The sequence below is a fragment of the Agrobacterium sp. genome (assembly GCF_059499945.1).
On sequence record NZ_JCABZP010000012.1, the window covers coordinates 14,226 to 35,869 of the forward strand.

18 protein-coding genes, 1 tRNA gene and 2 pseudogenes are annotated in these 21,644 nt (G+C 63.7%); 13 read left to right on the plus strand and 8 right to left on the minus strand.

Translation table 11 applies throughout. From position 1 onward, the window contains the following. Window positions 1-42 precede the first annotated feature (42 nt). The 5 genes and pseudogenes from AC5I5B_RS11110 to AC5I5B_RS11130 form a co-directional block, all read left to right on the plus strand. Window positions 43-1,518 carry a tyrosine-type recombinase/integrase gene (locus AC5I5B_RS11110; protein WP_495752635.1) on the plus strand — a complete coding sequence of 492 codons (1,476 nt, stop codon included), beginning with the start codon at window positions 43-45 and terminating at the stop codon, window positions 1,516-1,518. Beyond that, window positions 1,515-3,341: a site-specific integrase gene (locus tag AC5I5B_RS11115; RefSeq protein WP_327521542.1), complete on the plus strand. Its 1,827-nt coding sequence runs from the start codon at window positions 1,515-1,517 to the stop codon at window positions 3,339-3,341. Before AC5I5B_RS11110 ends, AC5I5B_RS11115 begins: the two co-directional genes overlap by 4 nt. Then, on the plus strand, window positions 3,338-5,485 hold the full coding sequence (locus AC5I5B_RS11120) for an integrase (RefSeq protein ID WP_327521543.1): 2,148 nt from the start codon (window positions 3,338-3,340) through the stop codon (window positions 5,483-5,485). The genes AC5I5B_RS11115 and AC5I5B_RS11120 overlap by 4 nt, the downstream gene beginning before the upstream one ends. Next, on the plus strand, window positions 5,482-5,883 hold the full coding sequence (locus tag AC5I5B_RS11125) for a hypothetical protein (protein WP_267211516.1): 402 nt from the start codon (window positions 5,482-5,484) through the stop codon (window positions 5,881-5,883). Before AC5I5B_RS11120 ends, AC5I5B_RS11125 begins: the two co-directional genes overlap by 4 nt. Before the next feature lie 188 nt (window positions 5,884-6,071). Then, a pseudogene (locus AC5I5B_RS11130) lies at window positions 6,072-6,323 on the plus strand (zincin-like metallopeptidase domain-containing protein); the annotation flags it as partial. 293 nt (window positions 6,324-6,616) lie between these two features. Here AC5I5B_RS11130 and AC5I5B_RS11135 read toward each other — a convergent pair. The 4 genes from AC5I5B_RS11135 to AC5I5B_RS11150 all read right to left on the minus strand — a co-directional run bounded on the left by AC5I5B_RS11135 (window position 6,617) and on the right by AC5I5B_RS11150 (window position 11,984). Then, the gene (locus AC5I5B_RS11135) at window positions 6,617-8,620 is read right to left on the minus strand and encodes a hypothetical protein (RefSeq protein ID WP_495752636.1); all 2,004 of its coding nucleotides are present in this window, start codon (window positions 8,618-8,620) and stop codon (window positions 6,617-6,619) included. A gap of 124 nt (window positions 8,621-8,744) precedes the next feature. Further along, the gene (locus tag AC5I5B_RS11140) at window positions 8,745-9,662 is read right to left on the minus strand and encodes a hypothetical protein (protein ID WP_495752637.1); all 918 of its coding nucleotides are present in this window, start codon (window positions 9,660-9,662) and stop codon (window positions 8,745-8,747) included. Further along, window positions 9,580-10,527 (minus strand): hypothetical protein, encoded by a 948-nt coding sequence (locus AC5I5B_RS11145; protein WP_495752638.1) that lies wholly within the window; start codon window positions 10,525-10,527, stop codon window positions 9,580-9,582. Before AC5I5B_RS11145 ends, AC5I5B_RS11140 begins: the two co-directional genes overlap by 83 nt. Next, a complete protein-coding gene (locus AC5I5B_RS11150; protein WP_495752639.1) occupies window positions 10,524-11,984 on the minus strand; it encodes a tyrosine-type recombinase/integrase in 1,461 nt (486 codons plus the stop codon). Before AC5I5B_RS11150 ends, AC5I5B_RS11145 begins: the two co-directional genes overlap by 4 nt. 158 nt (window positions 11,985-12,142) lie before the next feature. Between AC5I5B_RS11150 and AC5I5B_RS11155 the strand changes: the two are divergent. The 4 genes and pseudogenes from AC5I5B_RS11155 to AC5I5B_RS11170 all read left to right on the plus strand — a co-directional run. Continuing rightward, a pseudogene (locus AC5I5B_RS11155) lies at window positions 12,143-12,871 on the plus strand (DUF932 domain-containing protein); the annotation flags it as partial. A 161-nt stretch (window positions 12,872-13,032) separates the two neighbouring features. Then, a complete protein-coding gene (locus AC5I5B_RS11160) occupies window positions 13,033-15,135 on the plus strand; it encodes a ParB/RepB/Spo0J family partition protein (RefSeq protein ID WP_495752640.1) in 2,103 nt (700 codons plus the stop codon). A 99-nt stretch (window positions 15,136-15,234) separates the two neighbouring features. Then, window positions 15,235-16,272, plus strand: coding sequence for a DUF7146 domain-containing protein (locus tag AC5I5B_RS11165; RefSeq protein ID WP_495752641.1), 1,038 nt, complete (start codon window positions 15,235-15,237; stop codon window positions 16,270-16,272). Between the two features lie 299 nt (window positions 16,273-16,571). Further along, entirely contained in the window at window positions 16,572-17,501 is a 930-nt protein-coding gene (locus AC5I5B_RS11170) for a DUF2493 domain-containing protein (RefSeq protein WP_495752642.1), read from the plus strand. Between the two features lie 38 nt (window positions 17,502-17,539). On the opposite strand, the gene AC5I5B_RS11175 is transcribed toward AC5I5B_RS11170, so the two are convergent. From AC5I5B_RS11175 to AC5I5B_RS11190, 4 genes are all read right to left on the minus strand, one after another. Further along, window positions 17,540-17,833, minus strand: a complete 294-nt coding sequence (locus tag AC5I5B_RS11175; RefSeq protein ID WP_495752643.1) for a hypothetical protein — start codon at window positions 17,831-17,833, stop codon at window positions 17,540-17,542. 144 nt (window positions 17,834-17,977) lie between these two features. Next, entirely contained in the window at window positions 17,978-18,487 is a 510-nt protein-coding gene (locus AC5I5B_RS11180) for an RES family NAD+ phosphorylase (protein WP_495752644.1), read from the minus strand. Continuing rightward, the gene (parS, locus tag AC5I5B_RS11185) at window positions 18,484-18,969 is read right to left on the minus strand and encodes a type II RES/Xre toxin-antitoxin system antitoxin (protein ID WP_495752666.1); all 486 of its coding nucleotides are present in this window, start codon (window positions 18,967-18,969) and stop codon (window positions 18,484-18,486) included. The genes AC5I5B_RS11180 and parS overlap by 4 nt, the downstream gene beginning before the upstream one ends. A 285-nt stretch (window positions 18,970-19,254) precedes the next feature. Continuing rightward, window positions 19,255-19,476: a hypothetical protein gene (locus tag AC5I5B_RS11190; RefSeq protein ID WP_495752645.1), complete on the minus strand. Its 222-nt coding sequence runs from the start codon at window positions 19,474-19,476 to the stop codon at window positions 19,255-19,257. Between the two features lie 153 nt (window positions 19,477-19,629). On the opposite strand from AC5I5B_RS11190, the gene AC5I5B_RS11195 reads away from it, so the two are divergent. The 4 genes from AC5I5B_RS11195 to AC5I5B_RS11210 all read left to right on the plus strand — a co-directional run bounded on the left by AC5I5B_RS11195 (window position 19,630) and on the right by AC5I5B_RS11210 (window position 21,519). Beyond that, complete coding sequence (locus tag AC5I5B_RS11195; RefSeq protein ID WP_495752646.1) at window positions 19,630-19,953, plus strand: DUF736 domain-containing protein; 324 nt, start codon at window positions 19,630-19,632, stop codon at window positions 19,951-19,953. A gap of 94 nt (window positions 19,954-20,047) precedes the next feature. Continuing rightward, window positions 20,048-20,383: a DUF2958 domain-containing protein gene (locus AC5I5B_RS11200; RefSeq protein WP_495752647.1), complete on the plus strand. Its 336-nt coding sequence runs from the start codon at window positions 20,048-20,050 to the stop codon at window positions 20,381-20,383. 313 nt (window positions 20,384-20,696) lie between these two features. Next, a tRNA-Arg gene (locus tag AC5I5B_RS11205) sits at window positions 20,697-20,774 on the plus strand. A gap of 541 nt (window positions 20,775-21,315) precedes the next feature. Further along, window positions 21,316-21,519 (plus strand): hypothetical protein, encoded by a 204-nt coding sequence (locus AC5I5B_RS11210; RefSeq protein ID WP_495752648.1) that lies wholly within the window; start codon window positions 21,316-21,318, stop codon window positions 21,517-21,519. Window positions 21,520-21,644 lie beyond the last annotated feature (125 nt).

The following is a 21,644-nucleotide window of genomic DNA, read 5'->3' on the forward strand; positions in this document are numbered from 1 at the left end:
GGCTCGAGCCCGTCCCCTCGCCAAAAAACTGCGGAGGCCGTGGTGCCGGAGCTTTACTTCACCGACCTGGTAGCTCTTCGAGAGCCGACGACCTTCGATGGCGTGAGCCATCAGCCGTTGCTATCCGCCGGCGAACACGCAGGCGACCTTGGCCTGATCGACGGCATACCGTTCATTCTCGATGATGATGGCAGCTACGATCATCATCTGAACCGCTTCTTTCGCGAATGCCCCACCATGGGGGCTCGCTCGCCGAACACGATCAAGGCCTATGCGCTGGATATTCTGACGTTCTCGCGCTTTTTGCATGAACAGCGGCATGGAAAGGGCATCTGGAAGGCGGATCGACAGGACCTCATCGCTTTCCATCGGGCGCGGCGTCTCACGGATCACTCCGCGCGGATATCGGCGTCCTCCTGGAACAGGTCCGTTACCGCCTTCGAGAAGTTCTACGGCTGGGCGCGTGACGAGGGTCTTCTGACCACTACGCCGTTTGGCAAACGCGATTGGATCAAAATATCCCGGACTCCGCGCGGCCCGGCCCAAGGCCAGCGCTATTCCTACCGTGAAGCTGGCGCCCGCCACCATGATATGCGCTACGTTGGGCTCGATCGCTTTTACTCCTTCCGGGATATCGGGTTGCGTGGTCGTCAATCGGATGGCCGCGACAATCCGGATTGGCGTGGCCGCCACGGCGAACGCGATGCGCTCTTTGCTGAGCTTCTCGTCTGCACTGGTCTACGTCTTGAAGAGGCAACCAGTCTGCTTCCGGCTGACCTGCCGAGGCACGACGATCCGGCTCTCGGCGCCGACCGCTCGTGTCCACTCAAATTGCCGGCGGCGATATGCAAAGGTGGCAAGGGACGAGAGATCCGCGTTCCGCGCCGCCTTCTGCGCCGCATCGATCAGTATGTTGGGATCGAGCGCTCCCAGATCGTTGCTCGCTGGCGCGAACATCGCCGCTGGGACAACATCCGTCAGCCAATCATGGTCCAGGGCTGGTCTCGGGACTTCGCACTTGTCTCTGATCGCAATGGCCAGTCCCGGCGCCGCCGCGATGGGCTTCTTCCTTCCGAACGAAGGCGCCTGCTCATGGTGGATGCCGCCGGTTTGCCCCTCGAACCGGCGGCATTGTGGCTGACGGATGACGGCCGGCCGATGCGACCCTCGACATGGGAGGCGGTCTTCGCGCGGGCCGAAGCGCGGTGTCGGCAAAACGGCCTTGATATCCACATCACACCGCACATGTTGAGGCACGTATTTGCGGTTCACATGCTGTCGCTCCTCATCCGGGCGCAGCTTGGCTGGATCGGGCCTGATCCTGATCAGAAGAGCGCCGCCTATCGTCGCGTCATCGGAGATCCACTTCAAAAACTTCAGCGCCTCCTCGGTCACGCCAGCATCGCCAGCACCTACATTTACCTCGACAGCCTCGATGAAGCTCGCATGCTGGTCGACAAGGCCGCCGGCGATTTTGCCGATACGCTCGACGATCTGGAGATCGGAGCGCCAGCGTGAAGGCGGCCTCTTCCATCATTGGCCGCAGGGGCCGCGTTATCTTCCCCGATATCGCCGATCCGACGCCCGAAGCACAGGAGGCAAAAACAACATTCCGCTTCCATGCAACTCTACGACATGGCGGTTCGATGGTCGTTGACCTCGCAGACCTGGGGCGGCCAGAGTTGCTCGGCCCATTCGCCCATGCATTGTGGCGTATCTGCCAGATCGGCGGACCGGCCGGCTCGGTCAGCACCGCCAAGGCTTACGTCGCCGCCACCCGCCGGTTCTGGACCTATCTTGATGATCGCCATCCTGCCCTCTGCCGTCTGGAACAGATGGCACCCCAGCATCTCGATGACTTTGCGGGATGGCTGAGCGAGCGACACACCGAGGTTGTCAGCTATCAGACGATCGCAAAGATTGTCGGCTGTCTCCGGTTCGTCCATCAGGATTGCCCGGCGACGCTCTCCGTGCTGATGCTGTCCCGGCTGCACTATGTCGGGTCGCCATATAACCCGAGCAAACCGCGCGACGCCTACGACGACCATGTAAATGCAGCGCTCCGCGAAGCGGCTCGACGCGATGTTCACGCGGCCCACAACCGCATCGTTACCGTCGGCAATGCCGTGCGGCGCGATGGTCCCATCGAAGGCGGCGAAGAACTTCGATCTGCCTACCGCATGACGATGAGCAGGCTGGAGTTGGACGGTACGATCAGCTTCAGTAAGCCTATCTACAAGTACCTCTATTGGCTCCGGCAGGAAGAGGGATTGTCGACGGGCAACCTCGTGGACGAACTGCATGGCCATCTCTACCTCAACCTTCAGGATATCATCGCCTTCCTGGTGATGCTGTCGCTGACGACTGGCATCGAGATCGAGTGCTGCAAGGAATTGGGCGTCGATTGCCTCAAGAATGCCGCGGGCGGCCACGTCGATATCGAATATATAAAGCGGCGAGCTCGAGGCGCCGAATGGAAGAGGCTGCGGGTGCGCGACGGCGGCAGTGGTACGCCTGGAGGCCTGATACGGCTCGCGATGAAGCTCGGAACCGAGGCGCGCAGGCGCCTCGATACCAATAGCCTCTGGGCTTACTTCAATGATGGACGGCTGGTCGCCGGAATAGGTCATCCCTCGGCGGAATCACTTGCCAGATTTGTGGCGCGGCACGAGATCGCCGATGCGGAAGGACAGCCAATCAATCTGGTCCTGGCCCGGCTGCGCAAGACCCAGAAGTCCCACTGGTACAGGCAGACGCGCGGACAGATGGAGAGCTTCGCCGTCAATCACAGCAAGGAGATCGCTGCGAACCATTATGCGGACATCCCGGCACTGCGTTCGCTGCACGAGACCACGGTCGCCGACGGTTTGAAGGAGGCTCTCGATTCTGCGCTGGCGCCGAAGCTGCTCATGCCGGAAGACGAGATGCGAATGCGTGCCTCGCCCGAGGCTGCCGGTCTCCCGCTGCCTGCTGCCGAGATCGCAGAACTGCTCAATGGCTCCCAGGATCTATGGCTCGCCAGCTGTTCCGGCTTTTATGCCAGCCCCTTCGGTCGCGCAGGCGAGGCTTGCCCGGTTCCGTTCTGGGGGTGTCTCGAATGCAAGAGCGCGGTGATTACCGCATCCAAATTGCCAGCGATCGTGGCCTTCGATACGTTCATGGTGGAGCAGCGCGCGAGCCTATCCGCGAGCGATTGGCAGGCCAAGTTCGGCCAGGCTCATGCCCGGATCACCGACCAGGTTCTCCCGGCCTTCCCTGAGGCTGTGGTCGCGGAAGCGAGAACACTGGCGCAAAACCGGGCTGGCTTGATCCATTTGCCGCCGGAGCTCGGCGCGACATGAGCGTAAAGCCAGCCACAGCTCCAGCGACGGCGCCAGCCTCTCTCCACGTCAAGGACGGTCAGGGTGTCCTTGATGGGCTCCGCATTCATCCGCGCAAAAAGGCGGAACCGTTGCCTCTGTTCGGTGAGGATAGTTGGAACCTGTCACCCGCTGTCTTCCGCGAGAACGCGAGGCGATGCCATTGTAGTGTCGACTTCACGCATCTGTCCAATCCGCTCACCCGGCTCACCGCCAAGGAATACCTGTTCGCTCGGCTGCATGAACCCGCGGGCGCACCCCGATCCCGGATGGCCCCGGCCACAGTCCGCGCCGTTTATAACCGGATGCGCCGCTTCATCGCCTTTATCGAGGAGCGGACAGGCAGCTTCCGGCTTGGAGAACTGACGCAGGCGGACCTCGACGCATGGCTTGCGTTTATCCGGACACCCGGGCGATTGCCCAGGCAGGTTGCTGCGCTCCTCGAGATTCCGGTCGATCTGCATGCCCACGCGGATCGGCTGACGCAGGGAGGGTATCAGTTCGAGCCTTGGCGAGGTCGAGCACCATTCCAGGTCGCCGGCTGCAAGCCGTCGCCACTAGAGAATACGACCCCACGCATTCCGGAGCCCGTCATCAACGCCTTGCTTCGTTGGTCGCTCAAATATGTCGACGTGTTCTCGGCCGACATTCTGGCAGCTCGGGCCGAGCTCACCATGCTCGCCGATCAGGCCAACAAGGCGACGATAGCAAGAACCGAACTCGGGCATCCGACATCCGATGCCATTGCACAGCGACTGGACGCCTATCTATCCCGGTTACGCAAGGAAGGACGCGGTGTGCCCGTCTGGCCGGATGATGTGAGCGTCGTCAGCAAGGAAGGGACTCGCGTCAACTACGGCTACATGGCTCTGCGCATCGGATGCCGCGCCGGTGCAATATGCCAGGCCCGGCGCCATCACAGTACGATATTGACGGCGGTTGCCGAACTCGGGACCGAGATCGGCGGCATGGACACCCCGATCAGCATCGACCCGGATACAGGACGCCCATGGCGTTCGCAGCGCTTCGATCAGTTCACGCTGATGCGCGAGGAAAAGATGTTGCAGGCGGCCGCCTACATTGTCTGCGCATACCTGACCGGAATGCGCGACAGCGAGGTCCAGGCGATGCGGGTCGGATGCCACTCCGTCGAACGAAGCGCCGACGGCCTGATCGAGCGGCACAGGGTGCGCAGCACGGCCTATAAAATGCGCAGCGTGACCGGCGAGGCTGCGGAATGGATCACGATCGCTCCCGTCGGGCGCGCCGTCGATATCGCAGAACGGCTGTCTGCACATGCCCGTGAGCGACGCGGCCTCGATACGCTCTGGCTCGTGTTGGTGAATGGTGCGGCGACAAAGGATCATCTCTCGACCGAGATCGTTCGTACCCTCAACCAGTTCCGCGCCCATCTCGATCGAACCCAGGGCACGCCCGAGAATCCCGCAATCCCGCGTGAAGCGTCGGGTCAGCCCTGGCGCTTTGCGACACGACAGTTCCGCCGAACGATAGCCTGGCACATCGCCAATCGACCGTTCGGAACTGTGGCGGGCAAGATCCAGTACAAGCATGCCTCCATCGCGACCTTCGAGGGCTATGCTGGCGAGTCAGCATCGGGATTCGGCGCTGAAGTTGCGCGAGAGCGCTCGCTGGGACGTCTCGAGGACATCATCGAGCACTACGAGGAGTTCCGGCGCGGCCACCCACCCACCGGTCCCGCGGCGAGCCGACTCGTATCCGAGTTTGGCCGCGTTGCCGATGCTCTCGGTGATTTACCCGGCATGATTGTCGATCCCGCCCGGTTGCGCTCGATGTTGCGCCATCTCGCTCGCGATCTTCACGTCGGGTTCCTCAATGACTGCTTCTTCGAAGCGGCTTCGGCTCTCTGCCTTCGCCGAACTCCGCAGACCGACCGCAAGGCGCCTGTCCTGTCCCATTGCAGCCCCGAACGCTGCCCTAACTCCTGCCTCAGCCGCCGACATCTTCCGCCTTGGGAAGCCTCCATCGAAGAAGGTGACATCCTCCTTCGCGATCCGAAGCTGACTGCCAATCAGCGCAAGGCGCTCGAGATCGAACAGGCCCGCAAGCGGGCTCTGATCGCGCCGCTGAAGGGGGAGGAAGCATGAAACCTGTCAGTGCCCGATCTGAAGCAGCGTTACGCGAAGCGGCGGAGCGCCTTCTCGCAGGCAAGCCACGTGTGACCAACGGCAAGCTGACCGTCGCAAATCTGGCTCGGGAAGCAGGCGTTGGCCGCGCTACCGCTAATCGGGCAACCGAACTGCTCGCGCACTTCCGTTCTGGGATATCCAGCGCCAGGACATCGTCAGCGGCAGGGCCCGAACGGCATCAACGTGCAGCGGATGCCATCACCATATCGACCCTCAGGGATACTGCTCAGCGACTGGCTCAGCAGGTCCAGTATCTTACCGTGCAAAACGCTGAGCAGCAGCGCATGATCGACGCTCTCCGAACGGCACTGGATCAGGCGACGGCCGGTCAGGTGGTGCGCTTCCCGGGAAGGTAGTGCCCGGCCGAAGCCCGCCAGAGGTAGAGGACCGACCGCTCAGGGGGAGCGGTTGGAAGCCAGAGAGAGCGGCTTCAGCTCGCCCAAATCTGTCTCACCTCATTCGATCCCGGAGAAAGACCATGATTACAACGGCTTGCGCCATGCGCGGCATCACTGAGACATGTCTCCCATTTGGATACATCGCGGAGATTCTCAGCGGCCTTGTGCTTGCCGATCTCGGCATCGCCCACCATCCGCGCCCTGATCATGCCGCGTACATTGCCTCGTGGATCAAAGTATTGAAGGACGACCCCCGCGCCATCTTCACGGCTGCCGGCAAGGCACAGCAGGCAGCCGATTGGATGCACGAACAGCAACCTGCGCCCGCGTCATCCAACGTCACCGATGAGACGGAGGCGGGCCACCTTGCTTCTCCTGTTCTCGTCGGCGCGTTGTAGCAAAGCGCGAACCTGGACGTGCTGAGCGATTACGTTCTCCCGATCACGCTGCTGCCGCTCCACGTCAATCTGCGGGGGGCGGGGCTCCTCAAGCCGGCACAGCTTCGCCGCCTCGGCCGCCTCCCGCAGTTCCGCGAGTATGGCCGGAGCACGGTTCGCGGTTGCGCGGCTGACGCCGGCCTCCCGCGCCAGGCCGGCGATTGTCATACGGCCGTCCGACCGAGACGCACCCCCTGAGACAAGCCGGGTCAGCGCTTCGCGAAGGGCTCGCTCTGTCGATGCGCTGACCGGCTTCACGACCGTTCCTCCAAGAGTGGCGCTATCAGCTTGCGCATTCGATCCCGGTCCTGCCGGATCGCGGTCCGCTGCACGCTCGACAATCGCTTCTCTTCCAGCATCGCGTCAGCATGTGCGATCGCGGCCTGCCATGCCGGCAGGTGACGACGAGCGATACAGGAGTTTGGGCAACGGTCTGGTGCGCAGTTCGACAGGATGGGCTGGCGTGCCGGGACTGTCGACCGGCCAAGGCAGAGTGCCGTCGCCGGCTCAAAGAAGCAGTCGTTCAGATAGCCGACGTGCAGCGTGCGAGCCAGATGGGCGAGCATTGCCTTCACGCGCTTGCCGTCTGCGATCACGCCGGTCAGGGAGCCGATCTCTCGTCCGACACGGTCGATCTCATGAGTGACGCGGGAAGCGCCGGGACCGGCCAATCGCTCGCCGCGCTGCGCCGCTTCATAATGCACCACGATGTCGTCGAGCTGCCCCAGATGGTGCTCCTGCTCCACTTCCTGGCGGAAGCCGGAGACCGATGATCCGGCATAGCCGTCGAACATCGCGACGGAGGCATGCTTGTACTGGATCTTGCCGGCGACCACCCCGAACGGGCGGTTGGCTATGTACCAGGCCACGGTCCGCCGGAACTGCCGCGTATTGAAGACCCAGCTTCGTCCTTCCACGAGCGGGATTGCTGGTTCTTCGGGTGTGCCGAAGCACTCGTCCAGATGCTGGCGATACCGATTGATCTGCTTGACCACATGCGGCACGCCACGATCGCGCGCAACAGCACGATGAAGAACGATCCAGATGCCATCATCCTTGCGTCGTGGCTGATGCCTTGCGGCAAGACGGCCGGCGATCTCGACGGCGCGGCCGACCGGCTCGATCGTCACCCATTCCTCCGGCGTGCCGAGTTCCGCTCGACCCTTAAAAACGATGCTGCGTATCGTCAGTCGTTCGATCATGCCGTCGGGGCTGCGATTGCGCTGAAGGCAGCCTGGTCGCATTGCCTGAACTTCGCCGTCGCGCATGCCGGTCAGATAGGCGCACAGGATGTAGGCGGCAGTCTGGAGTTGGCGTTCCTCGTTCGCGAGCGCAAAAAAGTCGAAGCGGGTGCGCCATGGTTTGCCGCTGTCGGGGTCGATACTGATCGGCGTGTCCATACCGCCTTGCTCGACACCGAGTTCCGTCACGGCGCCAAGAAGGAGGCCATAGGCTTCTTTATTCTGGATGATGTTGCTGACGTGAATCCTGCCTTGCAGCGAGATCAGTTTTAGATTCAGCACGTCACCGTTCAGCTTGTGCCGATCGGCGCGCACGAGGGAGGCGCAAAAGCCGCCGATGCTGCCGGGCGCGTTCCAGACGGGGATACCACGGCCTGCCTTGCGGCGCCCTTCGATATAGGACGCCATGCGCATGGCCACGGTCTCACGAGGATAAACTCGATCCGCTTCGAGCTCGTCAAGTTCGGCGCGTGCCGCGAGGATGTCGGCCGAGAACAGCTCGACGTAGCGCAACGACCATCGCAGCAATGCGCCGATCACCGGCTCGGGAATGCGGGGCGTCATGTTCTCATATGGTCGCCCGCCGCAGCCCGCCACCTTGAAGACCGGCGTCCCGTTCCAGGGCACGAAGCGCAGGCCGCCGTGGGTCAGGAAGCGGGCGAGCCGGTGAAGCTGGACGGCCGGTCTGAGGCAGGCGCCAACCCGGCTCGGCAGCACGGACCGATTCTTCTGAAGAGCAAGGTAGGCGTCGAGCAGGTCCTGATCGATGAGCGCGGCATCGAACCGGCCCTCTCGTTCCCGGACGAACGTCATGAGCTGGCGCAGCGTGGCAAGCGCCGCCCGCGCGCTCAACGGCCGCAGCCGTCCTGAGCGATCCGGAAGGCGTTCGTTGAGCCAGGCGAAGATGTATTCCTTGGCCGTCAGCCTCTCTACCGGACAGGCAATATCGGTGAAGTCGATCGTTCGGAATGCATTGCGCGCAGTCACATGGAAGATTGCCGGATCGAGATTCCACACGTCGTCGCCGAAGCGCGAGAGCGTCTTCGGGTCGGTCCCTTCTAGAGCCTCATCGAGCAGAGCACGATGTCGCTCGGGCTGCGTATCGCCGATGAAGCTGTGGCCTGGGCGACGTTCGTCGCCCTCATTGTGCCGTCGCCTCTACCGGCAGGTAGAGGAGCGTCGGCCCTTCTGCAGCGATCCGTGCCCGGGCCGCTTCCACGGTCTGCGGCGCAAAGGCCGGCAGGATCTGGTTCGTGACACGATGCCAGGGGCGGCCGAACTTGATCGACCACTCGTCGGCGTTGAGGGTGGCGCGCTGATCGGCCATGAAGGACTGGAATGCGATGAGCGCCGGGAGCTTGCGTTCGGTGATCACCGCATTCTCGCATTCAAGGCAGCCCCAGAACGGGGTCGGACAGGGCTTGCCGGCTTCCGCGAACGGGCTTTCGTAAAAGCTGCCGCACCGCGCGAGCCACACATCCTGCTCGTCCGTTGCCGCAGGCAGATTCTGCCGCTCCGCGACAAGGTCTGCCCGTTCGCTCATGGCGATGCGCGGCTTCAGCGCAGCGTCGAGGGCATCGTGGAACGCGGCGGCCAAGGTCTGCTCGTGAACATGGCGCAGGGCCGGTATGTCCGCATAGTGACGGGCCGCGACACCGATCGAATGACCGACGGCGAACTGCTCGAGCTGGCCGTTCGTGCGTCGATACCACTCGGCCTTATGGGTCTTCCGCAACTGCGACAGCCTCAGTCTCAACGGTCCGCCATCGTCATCGACCAGCTTGTAGCGCTCGATGAAGGCGCTGATGCCTTGTCCGCCTTCGTCATTGGCTGGACGCAAGCCGTCGATGGTCCAGAGGACCCACAGGCGATCCGACCCGGTGTGCCGCCGGGCACATTCGGTGAGCGCGACCGCCATTCTGACCAGCCCGCCGGGCGTGGCACTCGATCCGTCCCGCACCCGCAGGCGCTTCCACTCAGAGCCGCGTGCTCGGCGCTTGTAGTACTCGATCTCGACATAGCCCTTGGTGGGATTGCGCAGGCAGTCCGCCTTCAGCAATCAGGCATTCCATCTCCATGCCGGTCTCCAGCGACAGCAATGTCAGGAACGCAGCAAGGTCAATCGGCGTGAGATGGAATCCCCGGTGCGGCACCTCGATCCTGCAGTCAACATGGCGGTAAGCACCGAGGTTCTTGAAGCGCTTGAAGGCAGGGTGCCGCGTCTCGATCTGTCCGGATCGCACGATCTCGGCGATGACGACGTCATAATGAGCGCGTAGCCGCGCGCATACATCCACTCCTGGCGGCGGCAGCGGAACGTCGTCACCGAGTGCGATGCGCTGACGAGCCTCGACGATCTGAGCTCGTGCCGCCGCACGTAGTGCCTCGGCGATCCCGCTGCTATAGGCGTCGCGGGGCCGGCTGCCCCCACTGTCGCCGTGACCGAGATAGCGCAGGCGGGACACGACGTCTGGGGTCAGCGCGCCGGGACGGTCCTCGACCGCGATGCGGAGAACACTGATCAGCGCCGCCAGAAGGTGCCGCTGGAACAGTCGGTTCCCGCCATTCTGCTCGAGCCATGCCTCATATTCGTTGATCAACTCGACGGTGATGTCGCCCAATCCGTGCAGGACGATCTTCCGATCATCCAGGAACGACCAGAACCGGCGGAGTTTGAGCACCTGACGCTGCACCGAACGTCCGATCGGCGTCGGGCCCATCTGGCGGATGCGTTCCCGCACCAGCGGAGCGATCTCGGCAACGAAGGAGGGGGTCGACCAGGAACTCAGGTCGACGATGATCTCGCCACCCGTGTCGACGCGCACAGCGAAGCGGCAGGGATCGGCGACGATGACGGTTGCAGCAGCGTTCTTATCCAGCGCATCCGACTGACGCGGGAATGTTGCCCGTCGCCCCCGACTCATGGCGCCAGGTCCTTGGAGGTCACGTCGAGACCAAGGTTGCCCGCCGCCGCATCGACGATCTCTTGGCTGTCCGCGAGGTGATCGAGATAGATATAGGTGCTCTCGATCCTGCTATGCCCCATCAATCTCTGGAGCTTCAGCAGAGGATCACCGATCATCCGGCGATAGGCGGAGCCGAGATACTGCGATCGCTCGCTGACCACCCAGACAACCTGCTCGCGCAGAAGCAGCGTCAGCATGTGCACGGCAAAGCTGTGTCGCAGCATGTGAGGGGTCACGTGCATGTCATCGAAGCCGAAGCGACGGCATCTCTCGCTGGCGCGTCCGAACACGGCCTCCCACGACGCCATCGGCATCGGCTCTCCGTCCTCGGTCAACCAGAGCGCCAGCGGCGCGCCCGTCGCGGCGTCGACGAGGCGCGTCCGCTCCGACGGCGTCAACTGATCGACGCTTACCTTCAAGGCGCGGTCGCCATCGCTCACGCGAACGGCACGGTGCTCGCATCCGACGACCGGGATCGGGCTACGCCGGCGGATGCGATCGCTCCGCCGAACTCGCCCAAGGGCGTTGTCCCGTTCGATCCGGACATAGTCGTGCAACTGTCCGATCAGACGGGTCGGCATGCGGATATCCCGACCGCGCGAGCCCTTTGCGGTCGCAGCCGCCAGTCGGAAGGGCAGCGATCGAGCAGTGGTGTCCACGCATGTATCCAGTGTGGGCAACTCGCTCAGAAGCAGGCTCGACGCCTCCTGCAGCCGCAGGCCGGTCGTGATCAGCAGTTCCGTGAACAGCGCATTGCGCTCGCCGTTGCGGCCTCGCCATGTCGGGTCTTCCCGGCCATCGGGAAGTCTGCCGCGCAGCCCGATCTCGCGGAATGCCAGATAGCGCGGCATGTCGAGGAAGCGCATGTCGCCCTTGCGGGCACCGCTTTCCTTGGCGCAGCTCACCGCCATGGCGATGACCGCACCTGACGTCGATGCGCGTGACCAGAGCTGCCGATAGGTGAATGGAGCAGCGGCAAGGATCTTCTCGTCGACTGCCCACCGATAAAGCTTGTCGAGCGCCGCGATCATCCGATTCCAGGAAGAGGCCGATATCCGGAACGGCGGTTCGGACATGCGCCGGGCTTCGTGGAATGCGGCAATGTCATCGCGATCTGCCGCCCAGGGAGATTTGCCTTCCCGTCGCTCTTCGAGGAAGCGCATCCAGACGACGATGTCCCGCGCATAAGCGCGAAGGCTGTTCATCGAGCGCACGCCCATGGTCGGGCACGATCGGAGGAAACGGTTGAGGTGGTGATCGTAGGCGCCGTCGCTTCCCAGAATGAACGGCATGCCCTCGATGAGCCCGACGTTGTCCGCGGCCGTTATCTCGTCTGAGGACAACTCGTATGTCGTGCCGTGGACCGTCACGGAGCGGTGCACGGCGGAAAGATCGGTGAAGAATAACTGCGGCAATGGACCTCCCAACGGCGCCGAAGTTTTTGCCGGGGACGGGCTCGAGCCCGCCCCCGGCAAAAACTTCGCACCGGCACCACTCGACGGTTCTATGTCTCTGACTGTCGGCGATACTAACCGCCAACCCTGACGTCTGTGAGACAGGCACACAGAGTCTGGATAACGGTCGAATTTTCGATGAAGAACTGATCGAGGCGGTACAGAAAATTGCCGGTGACGGAACCGGCGACACACGGTGGAAAACACCTGGCGTGCTCGACTGGTCGACGGGGGTCTACAACCCCAACATCGACATCTCGAAGGACACAACGACGCTCTACGCATCCGATCGCGATGTCTTTGTCTTCCTCGTCGACGATCTGAACCCGATCGAGGCCGGCAAACTGCCCGATGGTTCGCCCGATGTCTTCTTCAGGGGATTTTATTGCTGGAATTCCGAGGTGGGCGCCCGCACGCTCGGCATCGCGTCCTTCTATCTGCGTGCCGTTTGCCAAAATCGTACGCTGTGGGGGGTCGAAGATTTCGAGGAAATCACCATACGGCATTCCAAATATGCGGCCTCCCGCTTCGCCGCGGAAGCGGAACCGGCGCTGATCCAGTTCGCCGAATCCTCACCCATGCCGTTCGTCAACGGCATCAAGGCCGCGCGGGATCGGATCGTTGCCCGCGACGATGAGGATCGCGAGGGTTTTTTGCGCAAGCGTGGTTTTTCCAGGGCCGAAACGGCGAAGATCATCGACACGGTTTTGGCCGAAGAGGGCCGGAAACCCGAGACCGTGTTCGATTTCGTGCAGGGAATTACGCGCGTCGCACGTGATAAACCACATCAGGATGCCCGGCTCGACCTCGAAGGCAAGGCCAAGAAGCTCCTCGAGCTCGCACGCTGACCTCAACGACGCCGAACAGGCGCGCCCGTGTCTTCGGCGGCGTGTTTTCCCGATTCCCCGTCGTGCGGCGCCGTCCTCTAAAGTGAGAGGGCGGCGCCGGTTTTCGTGACGGGTCAGGAGGCCGGGAAAGGTTTCGGCCGCCCGTCGCGGAGTAGATCGTCATGGCTAGTGCCAGGAAGAAGCCCACCATCACCCTGTCGCCCTCGCGCGACATTCCCTTCAACCAGCTCGTGCTCAGCCAGGCCAATGTCCGGCGCATCAAGGCCGGCATCTCGGTCGAGGAACTGGCCGAGGACATCGCGCGCCGCGGCATCCTGCAGGGCCTCACCGTCCGACCCGTCGTCGACCAGGCCGGCGCGGAAACCGGCATGTTCGAGGTGCCGGCCGGCGGCCGCCGCTTCCGGGCGCTCGAACTGCTGGTCAAGCAGAAGCGCCTGGCCAAGGCGGCACCTGTCCCTTGCGTCATCCGCGAGGGCGGTATCGCGGAAGAGGACTCGCTGGCCGAAAATGTCCAGCGAGCGCCGCTGCACCCGCTCGACCAGTTTCGCGCCTTCCTCACCCTGCGCGAAAAGGGACAGTCCGAGGAGGAGATCGCCGCCACGTTCTTCGTGTCGGTGAACGTCGTCAAGCAGCGCCTGAAGCTCGCTTCGGTCTCGCCGGTGCTGCTCGAAGTCTATGCCGAGGACGGCATGGCGCTTGGCCAGCTCGAGGCTTTCACCGTGTCGGGTGACCATGAGCGCCAGGAGCAGGTGTTCGAGCGCCTGAAGACCTCCTACGACAAGTCGCCCTACGTGATCCGTCGCATGCTGACCGAGGGCGCGGTCCGAAGCTCCGACAAGCGCGTGCAGTTCATCGGCATCGACGCCTATGTGGAGGCCGGAGGCATGGTGCTGCGCGATCTCTTCGAGAGCGATGGCGGCGGCTGGCTGCAGGACGTCGATCTCGTGAACCAGATGGTTGCCGACAAGCTCAAGGCGGAATCGGAGACCGTGGCCGCCGAAGGGTGGAAGTGGACCGAGGTCGCGCCCGACTTCGCCTATGGCCATACCTACGGCCTGCGGCGGCTGCACGGCGATCCCGTGCCGTTGTCGGCCGAGGAGGAAGCGACGCGCGACGCCCTCAAGGCCGAGTATGATGGTCTCGTCGGGACGCATGAGGACGCTGACGAACTGCCCGACGATGTCGATGAGCGGCTCGGCGAACTGGAGACCGCGATCGAGGCGTTCGATGAGCGGCCGCTCACCTTCGATCCCGAAGAGGTCGCCCGAGCGGGCGCCTTCGTCAGCATCGCGGGCGACGGCCGCCTGCGCGTCGACCGGGGCTATGTCCGACCCGAGGACGAAGCGCCCGCCGAGCCGGAGGACGACGCGTCCGATGACGAAGCGACCGGCGGGGAAGCATCGGATGGCGCGCACGATGTCGATCGCGCCGAGAACGCCGGTGATGAAGCTTTGACCGAGTCCGACGAGGACGAGGGTCTTTCGCCGATCTCTGACCGGCTGATGACGGAGCTGACGGCCCACCGCACGCTCGGCCTGCGGCATGCACTGGGCGAACAGCCCGACATCGCGTTGCGCGCGGCGCTGCACGCGCTGACGCTCAAGGCGTTCTACCACTATGGCTCGGACAGCTGCCTCGAGCTGGATCTGAAGGCCGTCAGCTTCGGCGCCCAGGCGCCGGGGCTGAACGACAGCGTCTCGGCCGAAGCCATCCGCGAACGGCACGAGAACTGGGCAAAAACCCTGCCGAAGGAGTCGGAGGATCTCTGGGACGCGCTCGGCGAATGGGACAGCGACAGCCGGGGGGCGCTCTTCGCCCATGTCGTCAGCCTCTCGGTCAATGCGGTGCACGAGGCATGGAATCGGAAGCCGAGGGCGTTGGCTCACGCCGATCGGCTGGCTGAGGCTGTCGGTCTCGACATGGCCGCGTGCTGGACGCCGACCGTGGACACGTTCCTCGGTCGCGTGACCAAGGCACGCATCCTGCAGGCGGTCGCCGAGGCCAAGGGGCAGCACGCCGCAAACCGTATCGCCAATCTGAAGAAGGGCGATATGGCGGCGGAAGCCGAAACGCTGCTCGCCGGTTCCGGCTGGCTGCCTGAGCCGCTGCGCACGCCAGGCCAGGCGGCGACGATTGATGTGGAAACGTCCGACGCCACCGTCGCGGAGCCGGCTGAAGCCGTCGGCGAAAGCGCCGCGGCCGAAGATGACGGCATCGAGGAGGACGATGCCGGCTCGACGGCGATGACCATCGCGGCCGAATAGTCCACGTCCATTCAAAACGGGCCTGCCGGCGACGGGGCACTCCCACGAAGTACTACTTCGTGGGGACCCCGACGGCGGGCCTTTTCCATGGAGGCCAACATGCCAGAAGCACCGCATGAGCTGGCGCGACGGCTTGCCGACCATGCCGAGACGGTATGCCGCCACTACCTCTCCAACGGCAGGCGCCAGGGCAAATACTGGATCGTCGGCGACGTGCACAACACGCCGGGCCGCTCCATGTTTGTCCGGCTAAACGATTCCGCAAAAGGCCCGGCCGGGCGTTGGGTCGACGCCGCGACCTCGGAATATGGCGACCTGCTCGATGTCATCCGTGAAGCGCTTGGCCTTGTCGATTTCAAGGACGTGGCCGCCGAAGCGCGCAGGTTCCTCCGTCTTCCGCATCCCGACCTGGAAAGGAAGACGCGAAACGAGCAGCGGCAGCCCGTACCGCCCGGTTCGCCGGAAGCATCACGGCGGCTCTTCGCCATGTCGCAACCGATCCGCGGCACGATCGTGGAGACGTATCTGCGCGGGCGTTCCATTTCGTCTTTGCACGGAACCGGCGCGCTGCGCTTCCATCCGCGCTGCTACCATCGGCCCGATGAGCATTCGCCCACCGAAACCTGGCCGGCCATGATCGCCGCGGTCACCGACCTTGCCGGAAAGCAGACCGGCGCGCAGCGCACTTGGCTTGCTCCTGACGGGCGTGGCAAGGCACCGGTCGATACACCGCGACGGGCGATGGGTGACCTGCTCGGCAACGCTGTCCGTTTCGGCGTGCCGAATTCCGTCATGGCGGCCGGCGAAGGCATCGAGACGACGCTGTCGCTGCGCTGCGCCTTGCCCCGCATGGCGATGGCCGCGGCGCTCTCGGCCGCGCATCTCGTTGCCATCCGGTTCCCGCCGAGCCTACGCCGGCTCTACATCATCTGCGACAACGATCCGGCCGGCGACAGTGCGCGCGACATGCTGGTCGAACGAGCGAGGCAGGCCGGGATCGAGGCGATTGTGCTGTCGCCTACGATGCAGGATTTTAACGAAGACCTCGTCTACCGCGGCCTCGAGATCTTGCGGAAATCGATCGCGGACCAGCTCATGCGCAGGGACCGCATCCGCTATCTGAAGCGCGCGGGCTGACTCGATGGGCGCCGCGTGGCGCATCACGCCGTCGGCATCGCTCGGATGGCGGCCCGGCGGATGTGAGCCGCGCCCCGGCCTTCGAGAGGGCGATCGAGCCCACAGGCGGGCTGGTCCGGCAATGGCCAAGGCCGACTATTTTCCGCCGCGCCCTGCGGGCGCTTTGCAGCGCGAAACAAAATAGTCGGCCTTGGCCATCAAGGGCCTCGGCTGCGCTCGGCCTGCCAGACCCTCCCGCCTGTGGGCTTTCGCCGCCATGAAGGCCGCGAGGGTCGCGGTCCAACCGACGGGAGCACCCCATGAGCAAGCACGCTGACACCGAACCGCATCACGCCCTCTCTCCGACCGATCACGTCCTCACCGAACTCCAGCTCTACGGCTGGCGCCCCTACGCGGACGAGCCCGATCCGCGACCGCTGCCCGAAGGCGATCACGTCGCCGGCGCCGTGGCCGACATCTTCGACGCCCTGATCGCTACCCTCGTCGACACCCGGCTCGGACCCGACCTCGACGATCTGCTCTGGTCGACCACAAATGTCTTCCATCGCGCCGTGCTGCGGGTCGAGCGCCAACTGGATGACAACGAGCAGGCGCAGCGCCGGCTGCAGCGGGAACAGGATGGCACCGAGATCAAGGCGGTCGAGCTCGAAAACCTTACCGCCCAGGGCCAGACGATGATCGAGCGCCGCGACGTCTTCGAACTGATGCGCGACCAGGCCGGCGAGCACTATGAGCGGCACACCGGCTCGGCGTGGCGTCCACGCACCGGGTCGATGGTCAACCACCGCCATCTGACCGCGGCGATGATCGACAGCCGCGATTTCCTCGCCGCCCGGCGCAAGGCCGACACCGAAGTGCTGCTGCCCGCGGGCCCCAAGGTCGCCCTGACCGGCGGGCTCGACTTCGACGACCATCACCTGATCTGGGCAAAGCTCGACCGGATCCATGCCAAGCATCCCGACATGGTGTTGCTGCATGGCGGCAGCCCGAAGGGCGCCGAGCTGATCGCTTCATGCTGGGCGCAGACCCGCAAGGTCGCGCAGGTCGCCTTCAAGCCGGACTGGACGAAGCACGCCAAAGCCGCGCCCTTCAGGCGCAACGATGCGATGCTGAAAGCGCTGCCGATCGGCGTGCTCGTCTTCCCCGGCACCGGCATCCAGGAAAATCTCGCCGACAAGGCCAGGAAGCTCGGCATCCCGGTCCTGCGGTTCTCGGCAACCAACGCTTGACCGCCAGCCCAGACTGAAGGGCTCCCAAACGGAGCCCTTCAGCCGGTCTCGGTTTTCCCACCCGGATTTTTAGCACGATGGTGCGGGTCCTCATCGCTCACATCTGTCAGGTCCAGCAGAATCCGAGGCATCGCGGTTTGCTCGTGCTGGTCTTTCGCGGACACTTCAATGGCCTCAGCCTGCGCGGCAGGATTGCCACCGTCATCCTCTGAAACATCTTCCGCCGCGCGGAGGATGGAGGGGTCCGGCCAGATCGATGTTTTCGGCGTCTCGACCAGTCTCTTGCCGCGACGCTTGACCTCGACGGTGAATGGGCGAGCGGTGTTTTTCATTGTGACAGATGTCGGGATCGGCAATGGCGTTGCGCTATCGCTATACCGATAGCTGCCACAGGCAAAGCGCCTTCGAGCTGTCTCGGCATGCGGGTCCTCCTATGGATGGGCTAGCGTGCAGCGATTATAGCGTGAACTCGCCGTTCACGCCGTTGCCGGCGGATGCAAGCGGGTATCCAGCGCAAAGGGTTCCTGAAGCTTTAGCGCATAGGCGCCGGTTACGGCACTCGCGACGAAGACGAGGTTCCAGCTATGCGAGGATACTGCGCTCGGGATCGCGACAAAGCGATGACGCCGCAGGAGATCATCACCGAAGGCCTGCTGTCCTGCGCCGGGAATGCCCGGACGCAGCCAGTTGGGATTGGGAACCGCGGCGGGATCCACGACATGAACGTTCGTCGTGTCGCTGATGACGGCCGCCGTCATCACATGCGGTATCGTGTCGAGCGCCCGAAAACCCTTATGAACCGCCACTTCGAGAATCGCGGTCGAAGGATCGATGGAGCAATAGACGGCGCGCACGCCCTTGCTGTTCCACCGCCCGCCGACACGATAGGCGCCTTCACCGCTGTCCCAGGTCGGCGCAAAGCCGGCCTGATCGAGGCGCCAGACGAGGAACTCCGTGCCGCCGAGCGCCGCCGGCAGCGGCGTCATGCATAGACGCCGTATTCGAGCCGTTCGAGATAATCCTCGACAAGCTCTATGCCGGCGGGCGTCGCCAGAAGATCGATCGGCCGGCGCTGGTCCAGTCCGATCGCTGGGCGCTCCAGCCACTGCTCCGCCTCGGCCTGCGACCCCAGCACATCCGTCGCCTTGGCGAGGATCTCGGCGAATTTCCACGTCCGCCCGCTCTGCTCCTGGCTGAGCGGCTTCGACGGTGTATCCTTGCGTCGCTGATAGGTGCGCACGCTCATGCCGACGGCCTTTTCGAGGGACTCGGCCTTGTGAATGAACACCAGGCGCCCGACGAGATAATCCAGCGCCGACGTCGGCAAGCCGTGCAGCAGCAGTTCATGCGCATCGAGCGCGCTGGTTACGCGGCGCGACAGGATGCGGGCGCCGCCCAGCAGCTCCGCGACTTTCTGCAGGTCGCCAGTACCCCTCTCAGCAGCTATGGTTTCAGCCGCGATCGCCATTGGTTTCACCTCGGTGCGTCATCTGTCGCATTTCAATATGACACTTGACGCCAGGCATTTCAAGGGTCGATTGCGATGGGCGGCGACGTATCGGCACAGATCGGGCGCGAGGCAAAGCAGCCGGACCGATCGACACGCGGGCCATGACGGGCGAACCCCGCCGGTGCGGGAGCGCCGGCGACGAAGGCAAGCAGAGCCGCCGGCGATCTGGACGCGGCGTCGCATGGTGCGGCGGAGACCAACGAACCCGATATCTGCTAAGCCGCCAGCCTGAGGCGATCCTCGTCACATGATGTCGCAGGACGATCCACCAATCCCCGAGCAGCCGAAAGCGCCGGGGCGATGGTTATGGTGACGCAGCGGTCGCGCGTTCGGCGTGGCGTTGCGCAGGCGATGGTCGGGCGATGCGAGGTCATGCAGTTGCCTCGACCGGCCGGTTTCCTGCCCGGGGCAGCGATCGGATAGCCACATCAATTCGTCTCCCCTGACGGCCGCTTCGAAGACCATTCCCGATTCATGTCGCCTTTGTAGAGGACCGCCCGCCTTGTGCCGCCAACCCCGCAAGGGGGTTCCCCTCGGCTTCGCCTCGGTGACGGCGGCGGTCGCTCCTCTCCCTTGGCTCCATCGGGAATGGTCCCGAGCAACCGAAGGAGACTGAAAATGGCCACCACGATAGCAACCCTCACCCAGAAGAACGACGGCACGCTCGAAGGCGTCCTGGCAACGTTGAGCATCAACGCCCCGATCGCCATTGTCCCCAACGCCATGAAGGCGAACGACGACGCTCCGGACTTCCGCGTCATCGCCAGGCGCAGCGGCTTCGAACTCGGCGCCGGCTGGAACCGCGTCTCGAAGCAGACCGGCGAGGAATACACCTCCGTCAAGCTGTCGGCCCCCGAGATCGGCGTCATCTACGGCAACGTCGCGCCCGCCCCCGGCAACGACCCGGCCAAGAAGGTGATCCTCTGGAACCCGCCTGCCTGATCGCCGCCGACGCCGGTCCCGCTCCCCGCGGGGCCGGCGCCCTGGTCCAACGCCCGGCCGCACCGGCCGGCAAGTCGCAAAGGAACCCATCGCCATGCAACTCATCACCGACGAACAATTCGACATCCTCCTTGAAAACGGCAGGAGATCCGCCGCCGACCCAACGTTCGATCCCTATCCCGTGATAAAACTGTTCACGCCGGATGCCAGCGCGACCTGGCTGATATCGGCCGTCGATCCTGAAGATCCGGACATTCTGGAAGACCTCTGCGACCTCGGTCTCGGATGCGTCGAGTTCGGCGCCGTCAGGCTTTCGGAAATTCGAGACATTCGCGGCGGCCTAGGCCTGCCGGTCGAGCGGGATTTGCACTTCGTGGCGGACCGGCCGATATCGGCCTATGCCAGCCTCGCGATGAAGATGGGTCGCTGATCGTCTGATCGCGACAACTGCAACAGCTCCACCGCTGCCGGCATGAGAGTCGGCAGCGGTTCTTGCGCTCCCGGCGCGCAACCTGTCCGCCGCCGTTATCATCGTTTGCCGTTTTGCGCGCCCGTCCCTATTTTGGCGCGATGGTCGATTCTGTCGTCTTCAGGGAAGGATAACGCCCGGACCATCCTGGCGTCGACACGGACACGTACCGGAACGGCGATGTTGGCGTCACAATAGCCGATGCCGAAGACCTCGCCGCATTTCTTGATCAACCCGGTGAAGGCACCGATAGAATGCAACTGGCAGTCGCCATGCGCTCGTAGCGTCAACTGGATAGAGCACCAGACTTCGAATCTGGGGGTTGCAGGTTCAAACCCTGCCGAGCGCACCATTGCAATTCAAGATGATGCTTGGCGAGCACCGAATTCACATATTAGCGAAAGACGAACGCGGCAATGGCGGCGACGATGACGACCGCGGCCAACATCGTCCTGAAGGCGCGAGAAATCCGCCTTCGGCGGCGGATCTCTTCACCCGACCAGTCATATTACCTCCACCGGGACTGTCATGCCGGTCGACTAGCTGAGCATAAGGTGGCTGTCCAGGAAAAGCCCGCCGCGGGAGGAGTGCGGCGGGCTCTGTCCCAAGTTGCAACACGCGAAGGACGTGTGCCGCATTCATCGCCGGTCGCTTGGGAGGAGAGGAACGAACAGCATGCAGAGGGTATGCGTCCGCTTGCGATGTTGCAACGCACAGCCAACCGCGTTCAACTTTAAAACATGAAATGGGCCAGAGATGCGACGGGACGATCGCATCTTTTTGCCAGATTGTTGCATCGAAACCTATAAACCCTTATTCTCTTCGCCGTGCTCGATCTCCTGGATCGAGTGCAGGTCCTCGCAACAAGCAACCGCTCGGTGAAAGGATCCGCGATGGAATTCGACGATGTGCTTAACTTTGCCCCGCCGTCGGTAAGGCAGTTGTGGACGGATTGGCGTGCTGGCAGAATTGATGCGATGACGCTGGAGAATCGCTCGAAGGATCTCCGGGCGAACGACCCCGCCGCACGAACCTTCCTCGATCGCTTGGGGGCGTGGCAGTCGGCTCCCGGTTCACGCTTTGACACCATTCAATAGCGGCGTTCGCGGCAGGCCTCCCAAGGACGGCTAATCAGTCGATGTCGCTGCTGCGTACGAAGTAGCGAACGCGCCGCCAATCCTCCAGGAGATGTCTGGAAGTCGCCTCTGGCGTTGCGGCGGCT